Here is a 16,071-nt window from a genome sequence, read left to right on the forward strand (position 1 = left end):
TCGTTTCGGCCGCCCGCGCAACAGGGGCGCGTAACGCCGGTGGCTAGGCCGCCATCAGTTGCTGAAGCGCAACAGCTTGCTCACGGGTCTGGAATGCGATGGCGGTGTGGGTAAAGCCCGACGAGGCCTGGGTCTGCGCGATATGATTGAGGACCTCGTTGCCCTTGACCACGTGAAGATCCATTCCCTGGCCGGCCGGGAAAATCCCCAGAACGACGTCGTAGGCCTCGATGATGGCCTTCAAGGCGCCACCCTTGTCTTCCGACGCGTCGATAAAGATACGAACATCCGCGGCGATACTACGAAGTTCGTCAAAGTCGATCACTGGAAGTCTCCCATACGCAACTCACTGATCGATCCTAGCTACAACTTGCTTACTGAAACATAAATTACGCGGGGTTCCTCACCGGACAAGTGTCGCTAGGCGCCGGTCGGCGGCCTCCGCTTCGCAATGCGTTTGACCGGCGCATGGGCCGGCACGGCATTCGAGGTCTGGTCGGCCATGTGGGGAATGCGGTGCTCGATATGCGCCACGACCCGGAAGAAACTCTCCAGCGCCTTGGCGTCGAGACCGGCCGTGAGGTTGCTGTGCCGGCGCAGGATTTCATCCAGACTGCGGTCGAGCAGCGCCACGCCCTGCGATGTCAGCCGGATCTCGGTCCGGTTCCGGGCGCTGCCTCGCACCGGCGTCAGCTCGATCAGGCCCTTTTTCTTCAGCGAGGTCGTCTCGCGGCTGACGACGGCCTTGTCCAGTTGCGCATTGGTCCAGATGTCGTAGGCGCTTGCCGGCTCATGCTCCCTGAGAAAGGACAGCACCCGCCATTCCGCGAGCGATACGCCGTAAGCCTGCGGGAAGAAGGCATTGGCATTGGCGCGCAACTTCGCGACCAGGCTGGACAGCACCGTGGGTACGTAGCGCTCGAAATCGATCACCAGTTCCGAGCGCGCATCCTCTTGGGCGGCGCGGCGCGGGGCAGGGGTCTTGGTACGGTTTGTGGCGGTCCGACTGCTCATTCTTTCACGAGTTGGGTGCGTGCGATCAAGACCAACGCCGCCGCGAGCAGGAGAACGCCTGTTACCACGAGGAAGCCGGTGGTGAAGTTGCCCGAGGCATCCTTGGCGCGTCCGATCACGATCGGGATGGTGGCGCCTCCGATGCTGCCGATGGTGCTGACCAGGCCGATCGCGCCCGGCGCGCTCTGCCGCGACATGTAGGACTGGGGAATAGTCCAGAACACGGCCTGCGTACCATAGACACCGACATTGGCAACCATGAATCCGATGATGATCCAAACCGGCGATGTTGAAAAGGCCGCCATCGCGAAGCCGGCCGCTGCGATCACGAAGGTCATGGCCGCATAATAGAAGCGCTCACCGATATGGTCGGAGTGCCGCGACAACGCGATCATGCCGATCAGGCCGGCGACGGGCGGGATCGCGGTCACGAAACCGACCTGTGAATTCGGCAGCCCGAACGACTTGATGATTTGCGGCAGCCAGGGAAACAGCGAAGCCAGGCCACAGAACAGGCCGAAATTGCACAGGCCGAACAGCAGCACCATCGGCTTGGTGATGGTCCGGAGCACGCCTTCGGCATGCACCACCCCGGTCGCCTTGGCGTCGCGCTCCAGCGCGCTGGTCAGCCAGTTGCGCTGCGCCGTCGACAGCCAGCTCGCCTGATGCGGGCGGTCGGTCAGATAGAAGATGCCGACGATCCCGAGAATGACGGGCGGCAGGCCTTCGAGAATGAACAGCCATTTCCAGCCCGAGATGCCGAACACCCCGTTCAGCTCGAGGATCGCGCCGGAGATCAGCGAGGCGAAGATATAGGAGATCGGCACCGCATAGTTGAACATCGCGTTGTAGCGGGCGCGGTAGCTGAACGGAAACCAGAGGCTCAGCAGCAGCATCACGCCGGGAAACAGGCCGGACTCGGCAAAGCCGAGGAAGCCGCGGAATGCATAGAGGCTGAGCGGGCCCTGCGTGAATGCCATCAGCATCGTGGCGATGCCCCACAGGATCGCGATCCGCGTCAGCGTGATGCGCGCGCCGTATTTGCTGAGGATGAGATTGCTCGGGATCTCGAAGATCGAATAGGTGAAGTACATGATGCCGACCGCGATGCCGAACTTCTCGGCATTGAGCCCGAGCTCCTTGTTCATCTGCAGCGCGGCAAAGGAGATGTTTCCGCGGTCGAGAATGGCGAGGAAGTACATCGCCATGACGAACCACATCAGGCGCAGCGCGACCTTGCGGATTGTGGTGCGTTCGATCTGCGGATCGGCGGTCGTCATCGCCGCCTTGTCCATCACGACTTCGGTCATCCCTGTTTCCCCCGATTCTCGATTTTTGATGGTTCTCTTATGCGGGCAGGCAGACTTCGAGCCTGTCACCCGCCACGCGTACCGGATAGGTCCGGATGTCGATCTCGACCGGGCTGGTCAGCGCCTCGCCGGTCCTGATGTCGAAGCGGCCCATATGCAGCGGGCATTCGATCTCGCAGCCCTCCAGAATGCCGTCGGACAGCAGCGCCTCCGCATGCGTGCAGATGTTGCTCGTGGCGTAGTACTCATTGCCGACGCGATAGAGCGCGATGTGGTGGCGGCCGATTTCGATGCCGTACGGCTCGCCTTCGTTCAGCGCGCTGAGTGCGGCCGCTTCGTGCCAGGTTCCCTGATCGTCCGTCATGTGCCTCTCAAATGCTGTAGAAATCGAGCGCGGTCGGGACGCGGTCGTTGACCAGCGTGATGACCTTGCGCGCGATCTTCCAGGTCTCGCCGTCACGCCGCAGCGTGTGCTCATAGCGCCCGTGCCGCAGATGCTCCTTGGCCATGCGCGGGTCGTAGACGTGGACCGAGAACACCGAATGGCAGGTGATCTGATCAGCGCCGGTTTCCGACGCTTCCAGGTTCGAGATCTGGTGCACGGTGCGCGGCAGCGGCAGCGCGGTGATCGATTTGCGCGACTCGATGCGCGCGATCCGCTCTTCCAGTCCGCGCCGCGCATCGTGGTAGAGCAACGAGACCTGCGTGTCGGGATCATTGGTGGTGGTGTATTCGTCGAGCCAGGCCGGCACCCAATAGACGGCGTCCTCGCTGTACATCGCGACCCAGTCGGCCCATTCGCCGGTGTCGAGCAGGCGGGCCTCGCGGAAGATGACCGCGGCTGCGACCGCGCGGGCATCGGTTTCCCTGATTGCGTTGGCCGCCATCACGCCGTCTCCCCGGCGGCGTGCTGCAGCAGCCTGCGCCACTCGCGATATCCGGGATGGAAATTCGTCTCGCCGCCGAAGCTGGTGGGACCGAACGACCATTCGGTTGGGGTGATGCCGAGCTCGCGCGTGTGCGCGCTCTCGCCGTGGCCGACCTCCGCGACGCCGCGCAGATAACCTTGCGTGGGCGCGGCGGTCGTCGCGTCGTAGCCGGTCTGGCAGAACTCATACATGACGTTGTCGTCCGAGCTTGCCAGCCCGGAGGCATTGAAGAAATCTTCGTAGTTGCGAATGCGAAGCGTGCGCGCCGCGGCGCTTTCGCCGACCGGAGCAAGGCAATGCGACACCATCTCGGTCTTGTCGGGTGCCAGCGGCCGCCAGGTTCGCACCTGCGCCGACAGGATGTCGATGACCTGCAGGTTCGGAAAAATCGTGAGGTTGCGCTGGCGCAGCATCCATTTGGCGCGGGTGCTGCCGACGCGCTGCCGCACCGCGTCGAGACGCGCCGGATCCATGCCGAGCGGCCGGCCATAGAGCTGCGTGCGCTTGATCGACCAGTTGACGGCGTGGCCGTAATCGAAGCTGAAGCTGCCTTGCCCTTCCTGCTCGCCTTCCGGCTCGACGGTGAATCCGGCATCCGGACCGGCGCTTGCATTGCGCTTCTTCAGGATATCGACGTAGGAGCTGTGCGTGGTCGCGAAGTGATAGTAGTCGAGACCGTTCTCGAACTGCAGCTTCCAGTTTCCATCAAACGTGTAGGTGCTGGCGCCCGGCACGAACTCGACCTCACCGCTGTCGCTCTGATCGATGATGAGGTCGAGGAACGCGCGGGTGTCGCCGAGAAATTCCTCCAGCGCCGGAACGTCGGCGGAGAGGCTCGCGAACAGGAATCCGCGATACGAGCCCAGCCGCGCGACCGGAAGAAGGTCGTGATTGCTGTTCGAGAAGGACGGCGGATATTGGCCGCTCGCTTCCTCCGTCACGGAGATGTTGCGCCCGCCCGAGTCGTAGGCCCAGCCGTGATAGCGGCAGACATGGAATTTCTGCCGGCCCTGCTTGAACGGGCAGACGATCGTTCCGCGATGCCGGCAGGTGTTGAGGAAGGCGCCGACTTTGCCCTCAGTGCTCCGCATCACCAGGATTGGATGACGGCCGATATGGGTGGTGACGAAGTCGTTGGGACGGGCGACCTGGGATTCCAAGCCGATGAAATTCCACGTGGCCTCGAAGATATATCGCAGTTCGGCGTCGAACACGTCCGGATCGGTGAATATCCGGCGATCGACTTCAAAGATGCGTTCGCCGGGGCGGTCGTCGATGAGCCGGGAAATCTCGCTCAGCCTTGCCGCATGGGTCTGCGAAGCAGCGTTCATAACGTCCTCCCTTCGACTAACCGCCGGCCGCGAAAAGTCGCCCGCAGAGCCGCTCACGGCTCGCGTCTTTTCACGGCGGGAACAGCCGGCTTGATCGCCAATCTTGGAATGACTCTATAGTTGTCATGACAACTATGGTCAAGACGGATTGGCGGGCCGGGAAGTCGGAGCCGGACGCGGTGGACGGGCCGACCGTCTGGAACGGGCGGCCGGATGCAGCGAATGAGGCCCGCGCGTACAGCGCGGAATCAGCCGATCGTTTGGAGTGGCGTACTCAGGTCTTGCGCGCCGGTGCAGTCAGGATAATTCCCTCATCGATCAGGGCGCGACAGATCTTCTTCAAGGCGGCAATCGCTTCACGCGTGGCCCGGCTCACGGGCCGTCCGCGCGGCAGCGCCAGCACGCGCTCGGCGCGCATCCACGGCAACAGCGCCGCCGACAGCACGCCGGCAGCCACCTCCTGGTGAATGCCGGAGAATGGTAGCAGCGCGTAGCCGAGGCCAGATGCCACCATGCGTTTCATCGGTGTGCTGTTGTCGACCCGCACCGCGCAGAGCATGGTTGACGGGAATGGGTTGCGGCTGAGCGGGGCCACCGCGGATGGCAGGGCGTCGAATTCCTTGCGGGTCAGCCGGCCGCGCTTCAGCAGCGGGTCGCGCGACGGTCCGATCAGGAACACCTGTTCGACGACCAGCGTCTCATAGTCGAGATGGTCGTTGGGGGATGGCGTCGTCACGATCGCCAGATCGAGTTCACCACGCAGCAGGCGTTCGGACGCGTTCTCAGTCAGGCCCTCGCTCAGTTCGAGCCTCACGCGTGGAAACTGCCTTACGAAGGTCTGGGCCAGCGGCGGGTAGAGGATATCGCCGAGGCTCGGCGGCGCACCGATCCGCACCGTACCGCTCGGCTCGCGGTTTTCCGTACGCACTTCGGCCTTGATGTCGTCGATGGTACCGAGCAGCCAGCGCCCGCGCGCGAGCAGCACCTTGCCGGATTCCGTGACCGAGACACCGCGCGCGCCGCGTTCGAGCAAGGCGCCGCCCAATTCCTCCTCGAGTTCCTTGACGTGGCGGCTGAGTGCCGACTGGGCGACGTTCAGCGTGCTCGCTGCGGCGGCAAAGCCGCCACGCTCGGCGACGGCGACGAAATAGCGGATCTGCCGCAGGTCCATGACGGGCGCTCCATCTCAAATCGAGATGGATACCATATCAAACATATTCTTGTGAGATACCAAAAAAGGCGCAGTCTCCTCGCAACGATCAAACGGAGGAGAGACGAGGATGGGCATCGCCACCGATGAGGCACGCCAGACGTCCGTATTCATTGCCGGCGGCGGGCCGGTCGGCCTTGCGATGTCGCTGCTGCTCGATCGCTTCGGCATCGACTGCGTGGTGGTCGAGAAGAGCCCGACGACGACGGATCATCCCAAGTCGCGCGGCTGCTGGGTCCGCACCATGGAGATCTTCCGGCAGTGGGGGATCGAGCAGGCGATCCGCGACCGCGGTCTGCAGGACAATTCCGACATGTTCGTGTTCCTCGACAGCATCGCGGGCCACGAGTTCGGCCGCACCCGTCCCGAACCGAATGTCGGTCATACCCCCGCCTGGAAGAGCCTGGTCGCCCAGGACGCCGTCGAGGAGGAAATCCTGCGGGTGGTCGAAAAGTCCAAACACGCCACGGTCCTGTTCAACACGGCCTGTGAATCGTTCGAGGAGACCAACAGCGGCGTCAACGTCACGACACGTTGCGAAAAGACCGGCGAGGTGACGCGATGGATGGCGACTTACCTGATCGCCGCCGATGGCGCGGGCAGCCAGACGCGGCGCAGCGCCGGGATCGAGATGGTCGGGCCCTCGACGCTTGCGGTGATGTCGAACGAGTATTGGCGTGCCGATCTGTCGCGGCTGCCGATCGCGCGCGAGGCCGCCGGCTTCATCATCGTCCCGGACAAGCCCGACCTGCCGCGCGCCGGCATCCTGAACACCAATGGCCGGGATCGCTGGCTGACCGTGACGCAAATCGGCCTGACCAAGGACGATCGCGAGCGGCCTTGGACCGACCAGGAGTTCATCGAGATCGCGCGCGGCCATGTCGGCATTCCCGATCTCGATGTCACGCTTTTGAACCGCTCGATCTGGCGGGTCAGCATGCAGGTGGCCGAGACCTTTCGAAAGGGCCGGGTGTTTCTGGTCGGCGACTGCGCACACCGCTTTCCGCCGACCGGCGGTTTCGGCCTGAACTCCGGCGTTCAGGACGCGCATAACCTCGCGTGGAAACTGGCCTTCGTGCTGAAGGGCTTTGCGAACGAAAAGCTGCTCGACAGCTATTCCAGCGAGCGACGTCCGATCGCGCAATCCAATGCCAATTTCAGCTACGGCAATCGGCTGAGATTCGGGCTGACCGATGACGCCGTGCGATCGCGCGATCCGGACCGGATCAGGTTCTGGATCAACGACATGGACAATCACCTGCACAGCATCGGGCAGAACCTCGGCCACAATTACGAGGAGGGCGCGGTGATCCCCGATGGCACCGTCGCGAAGGCCTTGAACTCCCGCTACTACACGCCGACGGATCGTCCCGGCGCGCGATTTCCGCATATGTGGCTCGAACCTTCGCGCAAGAAATCGACGCTCGACTGGTTCGACAAGCAGTTCACCGTCGTCACGGGGCCGCTCGGCGGCGAGTGGCTGGAGGCGGGGAAGCAGGTGTCGGAGAAGACCGCCTTGCCGCTGTCGCTGAAACAGTTGCCGTCGGCCGATCCGGCGGACGGATTCCAACTGGGCATGCGCGGCGCCGTGCTGGTGCGCCCCGATGGACACGTGGCCTGGCGAATGCCGTGGCTGCCGTCGGATCCGGCGAAGGAATTGGCCGGCGCGCTTTCAACGCTGCTGCATTAGCGGGGACCCCGATGCAATCGTTCGAGTCCAACGGCGTCGTCACGGCGTTTGAGAAAACCGGGCGCGGCGAGCCGATCGTGCTGCTGCATGGCGGCGAGGCCGATCATGCGATGTTCGACGGCCTTGCGCCTGTCCTTGCGGCGAACTTCACGGTGATCGCCTATGACCAGCGCGACTCCGGTGCCACCCGAAACCCTCCGTCGTCCTATTCGCTGGCCGATTTGGCCGACGACGCCGCGGCCTTGGTCGGAGGGCTCGGTTACGATCGTGCCCATGTCTTCGGAACCTCGCTGGGTGGGCAGATCGCGCAGGTGCTGGCGGCCCGTCATCCCGATCGCATCGACCGCCTGATCCTGAGCAGCACCTGGAAGGTCAACAGAAGTCCACTCGACGTCAATGCGGATGTGTTCCGCAAGCTCGCTTCCTGGCGCGCGGATACCATCGCCAATGCGTCGAAGATTTCCGAATTCTTCTTTCCGCCGGCATACCTGCGCACGAGGCCTGAGCTGATCGAGATCTTCCGTGGCTCGAGCCGCGACGAGGGACAGAAGGCGCGCCGCGCCGCCTTGCTTGCGCAGCCTGTCGCCGCCGATCTGACCGGCTTCGATCGCCCGACGCTCTTGCTGGCGGGCGGTGATGACCGCCTGATCCCGAATGTCGAAACATTTGCGCTCGCCCGCGATCTTGCGCGCGTCGAGACGAGGACCATCGCAGGCGTCGGCCATGTCGCGTCGATCCAGGCCCCCGAGCGGGTGGCGGAGGCGGTGACGGCATTTCTGAATTCAAACGAGAAGGCGGCTTGACAACAACAGGGGGAGACCATGGCGGAGCAAACGAGCGCAGTGCCGTTCGACGAAGCGCCGGTAACGACGCGCTATTGGCTATCGATCATCATCTTCGCCGTCACCGGCGTGGTCGATTTCTTCGATTTCTTTGTGGTCGGCTTCCTGGTCTCGGTGCTGGCGCCGAAATGGCACCTGACGTTTGGGCAGACCTCGATCATGCTGATGAGCGCCGGCATCGGGGCGATGCTGGGGGCGTTCGTCGCGGGCGTCCTCGCGGATCGTTTCGGGCGCAAGCCGCTGGCGATATCAGGCGTTCTGCTCTGCGGCCTGACCTCGGGTGCGATTGCGTTCATTCCGGAAGACGGCTGGGTTGCGTTTGCGATCCTGCGCTTCTTCGTCGGCTTCGGCCTTGCCGCCGGCGCGGCGGCGGCGGTTCCTGCTATCGTCGAATTCGCGCCGACCCGCCATCGCACGCTGGTCACGAGTCTCGTGGTCGTCCCGGTCGCTTTTGGCGTGCTGTCGGCGTCGGTGACGGCGAGCTTCCTGCTGCCACTGGTCGGCTGGCGCGGATTGGCAGCGGTCGGATTCCTGCCGATCATCCTCGGGATTCTGACCATGATCATCATGCCGGAATCGCCGCGCTGGCTCATCAGCAAGGGCCGCGTCCGCGAGGCGCAGGCGAGCATCCGAAAACTCTATCGGGTCGGCGGCGATGAGTTTGTTCTGCCCACGCCGCCGCCGGCGAGCCCGGCGACATTTGCCGATCTCTTTGCCGAGCAGCGGCGCTTCTGGCTGACCGTCCTGATCTGGTTCGGCGCCAGCACGGCGAATTACGGTGTGTTCCTGTGGGGGCCGACGATCGTGGCGCTGCTGCTTGGCGTCTCTCCCCAGGATGCAGCCAAGATGTTCATCTATGTCAGCCTCGCCGGCGTGTTCGGCCGGACCGGCTTCGCCTTCCTCGCCCATCGGATCGGGCGCAAGCCCTGCGGCCAGTTGATGGGCTATGGCACCGCGGCGTCGCTGGCTCTCGCCGCCTATTTTCACAACGACTTTGCCGGCTCGGTGCCGCTGTTCCTGGTCTTCCTGATCGTCGGCGCCGTGTTCTTCGACGGTGGATTTTCGAACATCGGGCCCTATCCGGCGGAAATCTTCCCGGTTCAGCTGTCGGGACGCGCGGTCGGCCTTGCCCAACTCTCGAACGGGATCGGCAAGATCGTCGGTCCCCTGTGTCTCGCATTGATCGCCGGTGCTGACAATCTCGTGCATCCGAGTGCGACCGCTGCGGCGGTGATGCCGGCGTTCTGCTTTCTTGCTGGCGCGGGCCTCCTGATCGGCCTTGCCTTTACGTTCCTCGGCGTCGAGCCGCACGGGCGCCCGGTGGTTCTGTTTGGCGAAAACGCGGGCGCGAGCGCCGCACCGAAATCGCTGGCCGCAAAACCGGCAGCGGGACAGTGAAAGACGAAAGGTCATACCATGGACAACGCTTTCGACACGATTGCAACGGCGGCGCCGTTCGATACTGCAAAGCTCGATCGGTTGATGGATCAAGCGGGGCTGGACGTCCTGATCGTCACCTCGCGTCACAATGTGCAGTATCTGCTCGGTGGATATCGTTTCTTCTTCTTCGACGTCATGGAGGCAATTGGCACCAGCCGCTATCTGCCGGTGTTCGTCTATCAGAAAGGACACCCGGAAAATTCCGCCTACATCGGCAACCGCATGGAAAAATTCGAGCACGCGCTCGGACGGATATGGACGCCGGTTGTCAAGGCGGAGGCGTGGGGAATGATCGATGCGATCGGCCTCGCGATTGATCATGTGAAGAAGCTCGCGGGCTCGGCCAGGCGCGTCGGCATCGAGGCTGGCTTCCTGCCGGCCGACGCCAGGGATCATCTGTATGCCGGCCTTGGCGACGTCGAGTTCCGCGAGGCCCATTTCTCGCTGGAACGTCTGCGTGCCGTAAAGTCTCTCGCCGAACTGGACCTCATCAGAGAGGCTTCCGAACGGGTCGTCGACGCGATGATGGCCACGTTCAGTGGCTGCGCACCGGGCATGACCAAGCACGACGTCGTCGCCCGTCTGCGCCGCGAGGAGCAGGAGCGCGATCTCGTCTTCGAATATTGCCTGATTGCCGCGGGCAAGAGCCATAACCGCGCGCCTTCCAGCCAGCGTCTCGTGCAAGGCGACGTGATCTCGATCGATTCCGGCGGAAACTACCGGGGCTACATCGGTGACCTCAGCCGCATGGGCATCCTGGGTGAACCCGACAGCGAGCTGCGCGAGTTGCTACAGGAAATCGAGGACGTCCAGCAGTTGGCCCGGCGCGCGATCCGGCCGGGCGCCATGGGTGGCGACATCATCGCGGCGGGCGAGGCGGCCGTCAAAGCCTCGCCGCATCGCGCCGTGCTCGACTTCACCGCACACGGCATCGGGCTCGTCAGCCACGAAGCGCCGCGCCTGACTGCGACAGGTCCGGTGCCTTATTCGCCGTATGACGCTGATCGGCCGCTCGAACGCGGGATGGTGATCTCGATCGAGACCGCGCTGCTGCATCCGGCGCGCGGTTACGTCAAGCTCGAGGACACGCTGATAGTCTCCGAGGTGGGCTGGGAGGCGCCCGGTGACCATGGCAGGGGATGGAATTCATCGCGTCTCATGGCGTGAAGCGGTCAGCGCCCGAACTTCGGAATATTAGAAATATATCTCTGAGTTGCCCGACGTGTCAAGTGGCCCGGTCGATGCAGTGGCCCGGTCGATGCCTGGCCCGGTCGATGCCGGCCGCCGCCGGCCCCTTTGCATGGGGTTGTTTTCGATATTTTGGTAGCGGCTGTCTTTGCTTCACTCCAGCCTCCGGCCATGCGATGCTTCGAGCCGGATGTAGCGGCGGCTCCGTGCCGTCTGCTCGCCAGGTCGGCGCCGACGATGGGCAGGTGCAACCGATAAGGATTGCCTCCCATCGACAGAAGCGACCCGATGACCGCTAACGCGCTCCGCGACTACGCCCAAAGCATCCTGACCGCACGGGTCTACGACGTGGCGGTCGAGACGCCGCTCGATCCGATGCCGCGGCTCTCCGAACGATTGTCGCGCACGGTGTTGCTGAAGCGGGAAGACTTCCAGCCGATCTTCTCGTTCAAGCTTCGCGGTGCCTACAACAAGATCGTCAGGCTGCGGGACGCGCAGCGCAGGCTGGGCGTGATCTGCGCGTCGGCGGGCAATCATGCCCAGGGCGTCGCGCTGTCGGCGCGCAAGCTCGGCATTCCGGCGACGATCGTGATGCCGAGGACGACGCCCGCTATCAAGGTCGAGGCCGTCCGGCGTTTGGGCGGTGATGTTGTCCTGCATGGCGATACGTTCGACGACGCGCAAACCAAGGCCAGGGAGATCGAGGCTGCGCGTGGCTTGACCTTTGTGCATCCGTTCGACGATCCCGATGTGATCGCCGGCCAGGGAACGGTCGGGATGGAGATCCTGCGCCAGCATCCCGATCCGATCGAGGCGATCTTCGTGCCGATCGGCGGCGGCGGGCTGGCGGCCGGCGTGGCCGCTTTCGTGAAATTCCTCAGCCCGTCGATCAAGGTCGTCGGCGTCGAGCCGGCGGACGCCGCGTCGATGGCGGCCGCGCTCGCCAAGGGCAACGTCGTCGCGCTGGATCAGGTCGGACTGTTCGCCGACGGCGTCGCGGTCCGCAAGGTGGGAACCGAGACCTTCCGGCTCTGCCGCGATCTGCTCGACGAAGTCGTCACGGTGGACACCGACGCCATGTGCGCCGCCATCAAGGACATCTTCGACGACGTGCGATCGGTCGCCGAGCCCTCCGGCGCATTGGCGCTGGCCGGCCTCAAGGCCTACGCCGAGCGCGGCGCGCTCAGCGACGGAAGCCTGATTGCCGTCAACAGCGGAGCCAATCTGAATTTCGACCGGCTGCGTACCATTGCCGACCGCGCCGAGGTCGGCGAACATCGCGAGGCGCTGCTTGCCGTGACCGTGCCGGAGAAGCCGGGCAGCTATCGGCACTTCATCCGCATCCTCGGCTCGCGCGCGATCACGGAATTCAACTACCGCTTTGCCGAGACCACCGCGCCGGCGCAACTGTTCGTCGGCATCGCGCTGAGCCGCGGCGAGGTCGAGAAGCGGGAAGTCATGGAGCTGCTTCGGCGCGAAGGCTATCCGATCCTCGATCTGAGCGAGAACGAGATGGCCAAGGACCATGTGCGCTACATGGTGGGCGGTCGCGCTCCGTTGCTCAAGGACGAGGTCATCTACCGCTTCGAGTTTCCGGAGCGTCCGGGCGCGCTGCTGAAATTCCTCGAGAGCCTGGCGCCCGACTGGAATATTTCGCTGTTCCACTATCGCAATCACGGCGCCGACTATGGGCGCATCCTGGCGGGGATCGAGGTCAAGCCTCACGAGCGCGCTCGGTTCGTTCAAGCGCTGGATGCGCTCGGCTATCCCTACTGGAACGAGAGCGAAAATCCGGCCTATCGCCTGTTTCTCTCCGCCGAGAAGGGATGAAGCGCCGAGCGGCTCTGTCGACCAGCGGTCAGCGATCGGCCGTCAATTGCTGGCGATAGCGCTCGGCGTCCCAATTCAGCAGCGCATGCTCGTTCTCTGCCGTCAGATAATTGACCCGTGCGGTCAGGGGCAGGCGGCAGGTGACCAGTGCGAGGCAGCTCAGCATGGCCTCCGCGCCGTCGCTCGCATCGTCGCGGATAAGGCTGCCGAGGTCGGGGACGAGGAGGGCAACCGGCGGCGGCAGTCCGTTCGCAGTGGTCTGTGCGATCATGGCGCTCAGCTTCTCGCGATGCTCCAGGACCGGCAGGCCCGGGCCAAGGAAGACGACGTGATCAGGATACAACGAGCCGCTGGTCGCGATCGCGCGGCTGTAGCGGTCGGTGGCAATGTCGTGGCCGCGAGGATCCCGCGGCAGGCGATAGTTGGTGCCCACGCAGATCGTGCGGAGCGCGTCATGATCTGCCGCCGGCGCGCTACGCTGCTCGAGGGCGAGACGTTGCTCGACCTCGGCGACCAAAGCCTCGGCGGCGTCGCAGCTAGCCGCACCGACCACCAGGCCGTGATTGCCGAGGATCAGAACGTCCACCGTATCATCGGCGATCGCCGCGCTAACCGCGCGCGCGAGCGGCAGCCCCGGGTGATGATAGTCGAGGTAACGCCACGCCAGTCCGTCCAGGCGCCGGGCAAATTCGTCGCGGGCGTCGGTGCGCACCGCCCATGCGATGGTGTTGACGGAATGGACGTGCAGCACGATCCGCTGCGGCATCAGCGCATGCAGCGAGGTCTCGATCGAGGCGCGCAGCGTCGTCCCGGCGTTCGGCGCCAGCGGCACGCGTTCGTCGCCATGCATCAGCGCCGCGCGCGCGGCCGACAACGCGACCGGCACGAAAATCTCCTTGTCCTCGGCATCGGCGAGCCAGGTGCCTGACGCCTTCACCCACAGCACGTCGCCATCCTTGACCGACGAGTTGCCGCCGGCGCCTTGCACCAGCAGGATATTCCTGCCGACGCGTGCCGACATGCGGCGCAGTTCATCCAGCATTTGAGGCGGTCGCATCGGGGCTGTTCTCACCAGGTCAGATGGTCCATCGTCCAGTGCGGCATCCGCGCCGCGGTGCCGGCCACGGTCTTGATCGCCCGCGGCAGATCGCTCGCCTGCGCAAGCGTCGCGCGGTGGGCGCCGGAGCCGATCAGCAGGGTCAGCATGCCGGCGGTGCGTCCACCGGCGATATCGTGATCGAGGGAGTCGCCGATGACGAGGATCCGTTCCGGCGGCGGATGCCCCAATTGATCGAGCGCGGCGGCAAACATCGGCGGATGCGGCTTGCCGACGAACAGCACGGTGCCGCCGAGCGAATGGTAGAATGCGGCGAGCGCGCCCGGCGCGGGGATCAGGCCCGCGACGCCGAACATCACGAGATCGGGATTGGCGCACAGCATCGGCAGTTGGCGTGCGGCAGCGGTTGCCAGCGGCTCACACCATCGCTCGGGCTCGGCCGCGTCATCGTCGAGACCGCCGAGCAGGATGAAATCGGCCTCGCGCATATTCGAGACCACCACAAGGTCGGTGCCGTCGACGATCGAGCGGTCACCGTCGCGCGAGATCAGGAAGCAGGCGCGTCCGAGCTCGGCAAAGGGCGCCTGCTCGCGCGCATGCAGGCCGCGCCAGGTGACCTCGCCCGAGGACAACACGCCGTCATAGGCATCGGGCGGCAGGCCGAGCGTCGCGAGCCGCCGCTGGTTGCTGCCGGCGCGCTTGCCGGAATTGGACAGGATCAGGATCCGTTTGCCGGCTTCGCGCAGCCGCGCCACGCACTCCAGCGCCGCGGGGAACACCGCCAGCCCCTCATGCAGCGTGCCCCACTGGTCGAGCAGCACATGATCGAAGCGGTCGGCGATGGCGTGAAGGCCGGCGATCGCGGTCGCGTCGGCCTTCATGACGGGCCTCCGTTCAGCGCGAGCAGCGCGGCGCCGTAGCATGCTTCGGTCTGCTCGGCGACCGAGACGGGAACGCCGAGAACGCGGTGCCGGATCCTGGTCCAGGCGTCGTTCTTCGCGCCGCCGCCGATGCCGATGACGCGACGCAGGCGCGGCGCACCGAGCCGCGCCAGCTGACGGTAGGCGAGGGCTTCCACCGAGGCGATGCCCTCGAGCAGACCCTGGAAGAAGCGGCAATCTTCCGCCGGACGCGGCGTGACCCGCGCGGCCAACGCCGGATCGGCGATCGGAAAGCGTTCGCCGGGTTTTGGCAGCGGATAGTAGTCGAGCCCGGTCGGCTGGTCCGGCGTCAGCTGCGGTGTCAGCCGCTCCATCTCGGCGGCGGTGAAATGCACCAGCAAAGCGGCGCCGCCGGAGTTCGAGGCGCCGCCGGCAAGCCAGCGCTCGCCGAGCCGGTGCGAATAGACGCCTTGGTCGGCCGCGAAGATCGGCTGGGTCGCAAGCTGCTTCACCACCAGCGTGGTGCCGAGCGATGTGACAGCGTCGCCAGGCTGGTCGGCGCGCGTCGCGATGAAGGCCGCAACGCCATCGGTGGTGCCGGCGGCGACCTGCGCCGTGGGCGGCAGTCCCAGCGACCGCGCGACCTGCGGATCCATCTCGGAAAATGGCGTGCCCGGCACCAGCACTTCGGGGAGCAGATCGTCGCGCACGCCGAGCTGTTCCAGCCAGGATGGCCAGGCGCGCGCGATCGGGTCGTAGCCGAGCTTCAGCGCGTTGTTCTCGTCGCTAATGCCATGATGGTTCGCGAGCCGGCCGGCGATCCAGTCCGCCTGGTGAACGGCGTGGCGCGCATCGCCGACATAGCCGTCATTCTGCAGATAGAGCAGCTTGGCGAGCCCGCTGCTCGCGCCGTGCGCGCCGCTCTCGCGCGGGGCGACCGCCGCGACGCGCGTCGCCTCACGCGTGGCGCGTGCATCATTGTACATCAGCCCGGGCGAGCAGGGGCGGCCGGCGGCGTCGACCAGCAGCAGCGTGCCCGATGTACCGTCGACGACGATGCGCGTGACGTCGCCGAGAGCGACGGTCTCGCCGAGCTTGCGGATGGCCGCCGTCGCGGCCTGCCACCACAGCTCCGGTGTCTGGTCGATGGCGTTGCCGTCGACGCGCGGTGCGGGCAGCGCGACGGACGCGAAGCCGCGGATGGCGGCCTGCGCATCGATGGCACAAGCGCGCACGCCTCCGGTTCCGACATCGATACCGAGATACAAACCTCCCATGCGACCTCATCGCTCTCAGGTGCGCGCGCGTCGACATTGGTTGCGCTGCAGCACGTTTGGGGGATTGACGCC

The 16,071-nt window shown here is 65.0% G+C and carries 15 protein-coding genes; 5 read left to right on the forward strand and 10 right to left on the reverse strand.

Translation table 11 applies throughout. From position 1 onward, the window contains the following. Window positions 1–43 precede the first annotated feature (43 nt). The 7 genes from ACVIYL_RS19260 to ACVIYL_RS19290 all read right to left on the reverse strand — a co-directional run bounded on the left by ACVIYL_RS19260 (window position 44) and on the right by ACVIYL_RS19290 (window position 5,755). Complete coding sequence (locus ACVIYL_RS19260) at window positions 44–325, reverse strand: hypothetical protein (RefSeq protein ID WP_057021052.1); 282 nt, start codon at window positions 323–325, stop codon at window positions 44–46. 95 nt (window positions 326–420) lie between these two features. Beyond that, complete coding sequence (locus ACVIYL_RS19265) at window positions 421–1,014, reverse strand: MarR family winged helix-turn-helix transcriptional regulator (RefSeq protein WP_244978730.1); 594 nt, start codon at window positions 1,012–1,014, stop codon at window positions 421–423. Next, window positions 1,011–2,324 carry an MFS transporter gene (locus ACVIYL_RS19270; protein ID WP_456779482.1) on the reverse strand — a complete coding sequence of 438 codons (1,314 nt, stop codon included), beginning with the start codon at window positions 2,322–2,324 and terminating at the stop codon, window positions 1,011–1,013. Before ACVIYL_RS19270 ends, ACVIYL_RS19265 begins: the two co-directional genes overlap by 4 nt. Window positions 2,325–2,361: 37 nt before the next feature. After that, window positions 2,362–2,688, reverse strand: coding sequence for a non-heme iron oxygenase ferredoxin subunit (locus ACVIYL_RS19275; protein WP_456779483.1), 327 nt, complete (start codon window positions 2,686–2,688; stop codon window positions 2,362–2,364). A 7-nt stretch (window positions 2,689–2,695) separates the two neighbouring features. Next, window positions 2,696–3,211, reverse strand: coding sequence for an aromatic-ring-hydroxylating dioxygenase subunit beta (locus ACVIYL_RS19280; RefSeq protein ID WP_456779484.1), 516 nt, complete (start codon window positions 3,209–3,211; stop codon window positions 2,696–2,698). After that, the gene (locus ACVIYL_RS19285) at window positions 3,211–4,584 is read right to left on the reverse strand and encodes an aromatic ring-hydroxylating oxygenase subunit alpha (protein ID WP_456779485.1); all 1,374 of its coding nucleotides are present in this window, start codon (window positions 4,582–4,584) and stop codon (window positions 3,211–3,213) included. The genes ACVIYL_RS19280 and ACVIYL_RS19285 overlap by 1 nt, the downstream gene beginning before the upstream one ends. Window positions 4,585–4,858: 274 nt before the next feature. Next, entirely contained in the window at window positions 4,859–5,755 is an 897-nt protein-coding gene (locus tag ACVIYL_RS19290; RefSeq protein WP_229190480.1) for a LysR family transcriptional regulator, read from the reverse strand. 109 nt (window positions 5,756–5,864) lie between these two features. Between ACVIYL_RS19290 and ACVIYL_RS19295 the strand changes: the two genes are divergently transcribed. From ACVIYL_RS19295 to ilvA, 5 genes are all read left to right on the forward strand, one after another. Further along, window positions 5,865–7,484 (forward strand): FAD-dependent monooxygenase, encoded by a 1,620-nt coding sequence (locus ACVIYL_RS19295; protein WP_229190479.1) that lies wholly within the window; start codon window positions 5,865–5,867, stop codon window positions 7,482–7,484. Between the two features lie 11 nt (window positions 7,485–7,495). After that, the gene (locus ACVIYL_RS19300) at window positions 7,496–8,287 is read left to right on the forward strand and encodes an alpha/beta fold hydrolase (protein WP_456779486.1); all 792 of its coding nucleotides are present in this window, start codon (window positions 7,496–7,498) and stop codon (window positions 8,285–8,287) included. Window positions 8,288–8,305: 18 nt separating this feature from the next. Continuing rightward, entirely contained in the window at window positions 8,306–9,724 is a 1,419-nt protein-coding gene (locus ACVIYL_RS19305; RefSeq protein ID WP_456779487.1) for an MFS transporter, read from the forward strand. An 18-nt stretch (window positions 9,725–9,742) separates the two neighbouring features. Next, window positions 9,743–10,933, forward strand: coding sequence for a M24 family metallopeptidase (locus tag ACVIYL_RS19310; protein ID WP_456779488.1), 1,191 nt, complete (start codon window positions 9,743–9,745; stop codon window positions 10,931–10,933). A gap of 309 nt (window positions 10,934–11,242) precedes the next feature. After that, window positions 11,243–12,784 carry a threonine ammonia-lyase, biosynthetic gene (gene ilvA, locus ACVIYL_RS19315; RefSeq protein ID WP_456779489.1) on the forward strand — a complete coding sequence of 514 codons (1,542 nt, stop codon included), beginning with the start codon at window positions 11,243–11,245 and terminating at the stop codon, window positions 12,782–12,784. Between the two features lie 28 nt (window positions 12,785–12,812). Here ilvA and ACVIYL_RS19320 read toward each other — a convergent pair whose 3' ends face one another. Genes ACVIYL_RS19320 through ACVIYL_RS19330 form a run of 3 tightly spaced genes read right to left on the reverse strand, consistent with a single transcriptional unit; the run spans window position 12,813 to window position 15,999 of the window. Then, a complete protein-coding gene (locus ACVIYL_RS19320; protein ID WP_456779490.1) occupies window positions 12,813–13,841 on the reverse strand; it encodes a class II aldolase/adducin family protein in 1,029 nt (342 codons plus the stop codon). 11 nt (window positions 13,842–13,852) lie between these two features. Then, window positions 13,853–14,722 carry a TIGR01459 family HAD-type hydrolase gene (locus ACVIYL_RS19325; RefSeq protein ID WP_456779491.1) on the reverse strand — a complete coding sequence of 290 codons (870 nt, stop codon included), beginning with the start codon at window positions 14,720–14,722 and terminating at the stop codon, window positions 13,853–13,855. Then, complete coding sequence (locus tag ACVIYL_RS19330) at window positions 14,719–15,999, reverse strand: FGGY-family carbohydrate kinase (protein WP_456779492.1); 1,281 nt, start codon at window positions 15,997–15,999, stop codon at window positions 14,719–14,721. The genes ACVIYL_RS19325 and ACVIYL_RS19330 overlap by 4 nt, the downstream gene beginning before the upstream one ends. Window positions 16,000–16,071 lie beyond the last annotated feature (72 nt).

The organism is Bradyrhizobium sp. USDA 3315, assembly GCF_054056795.1.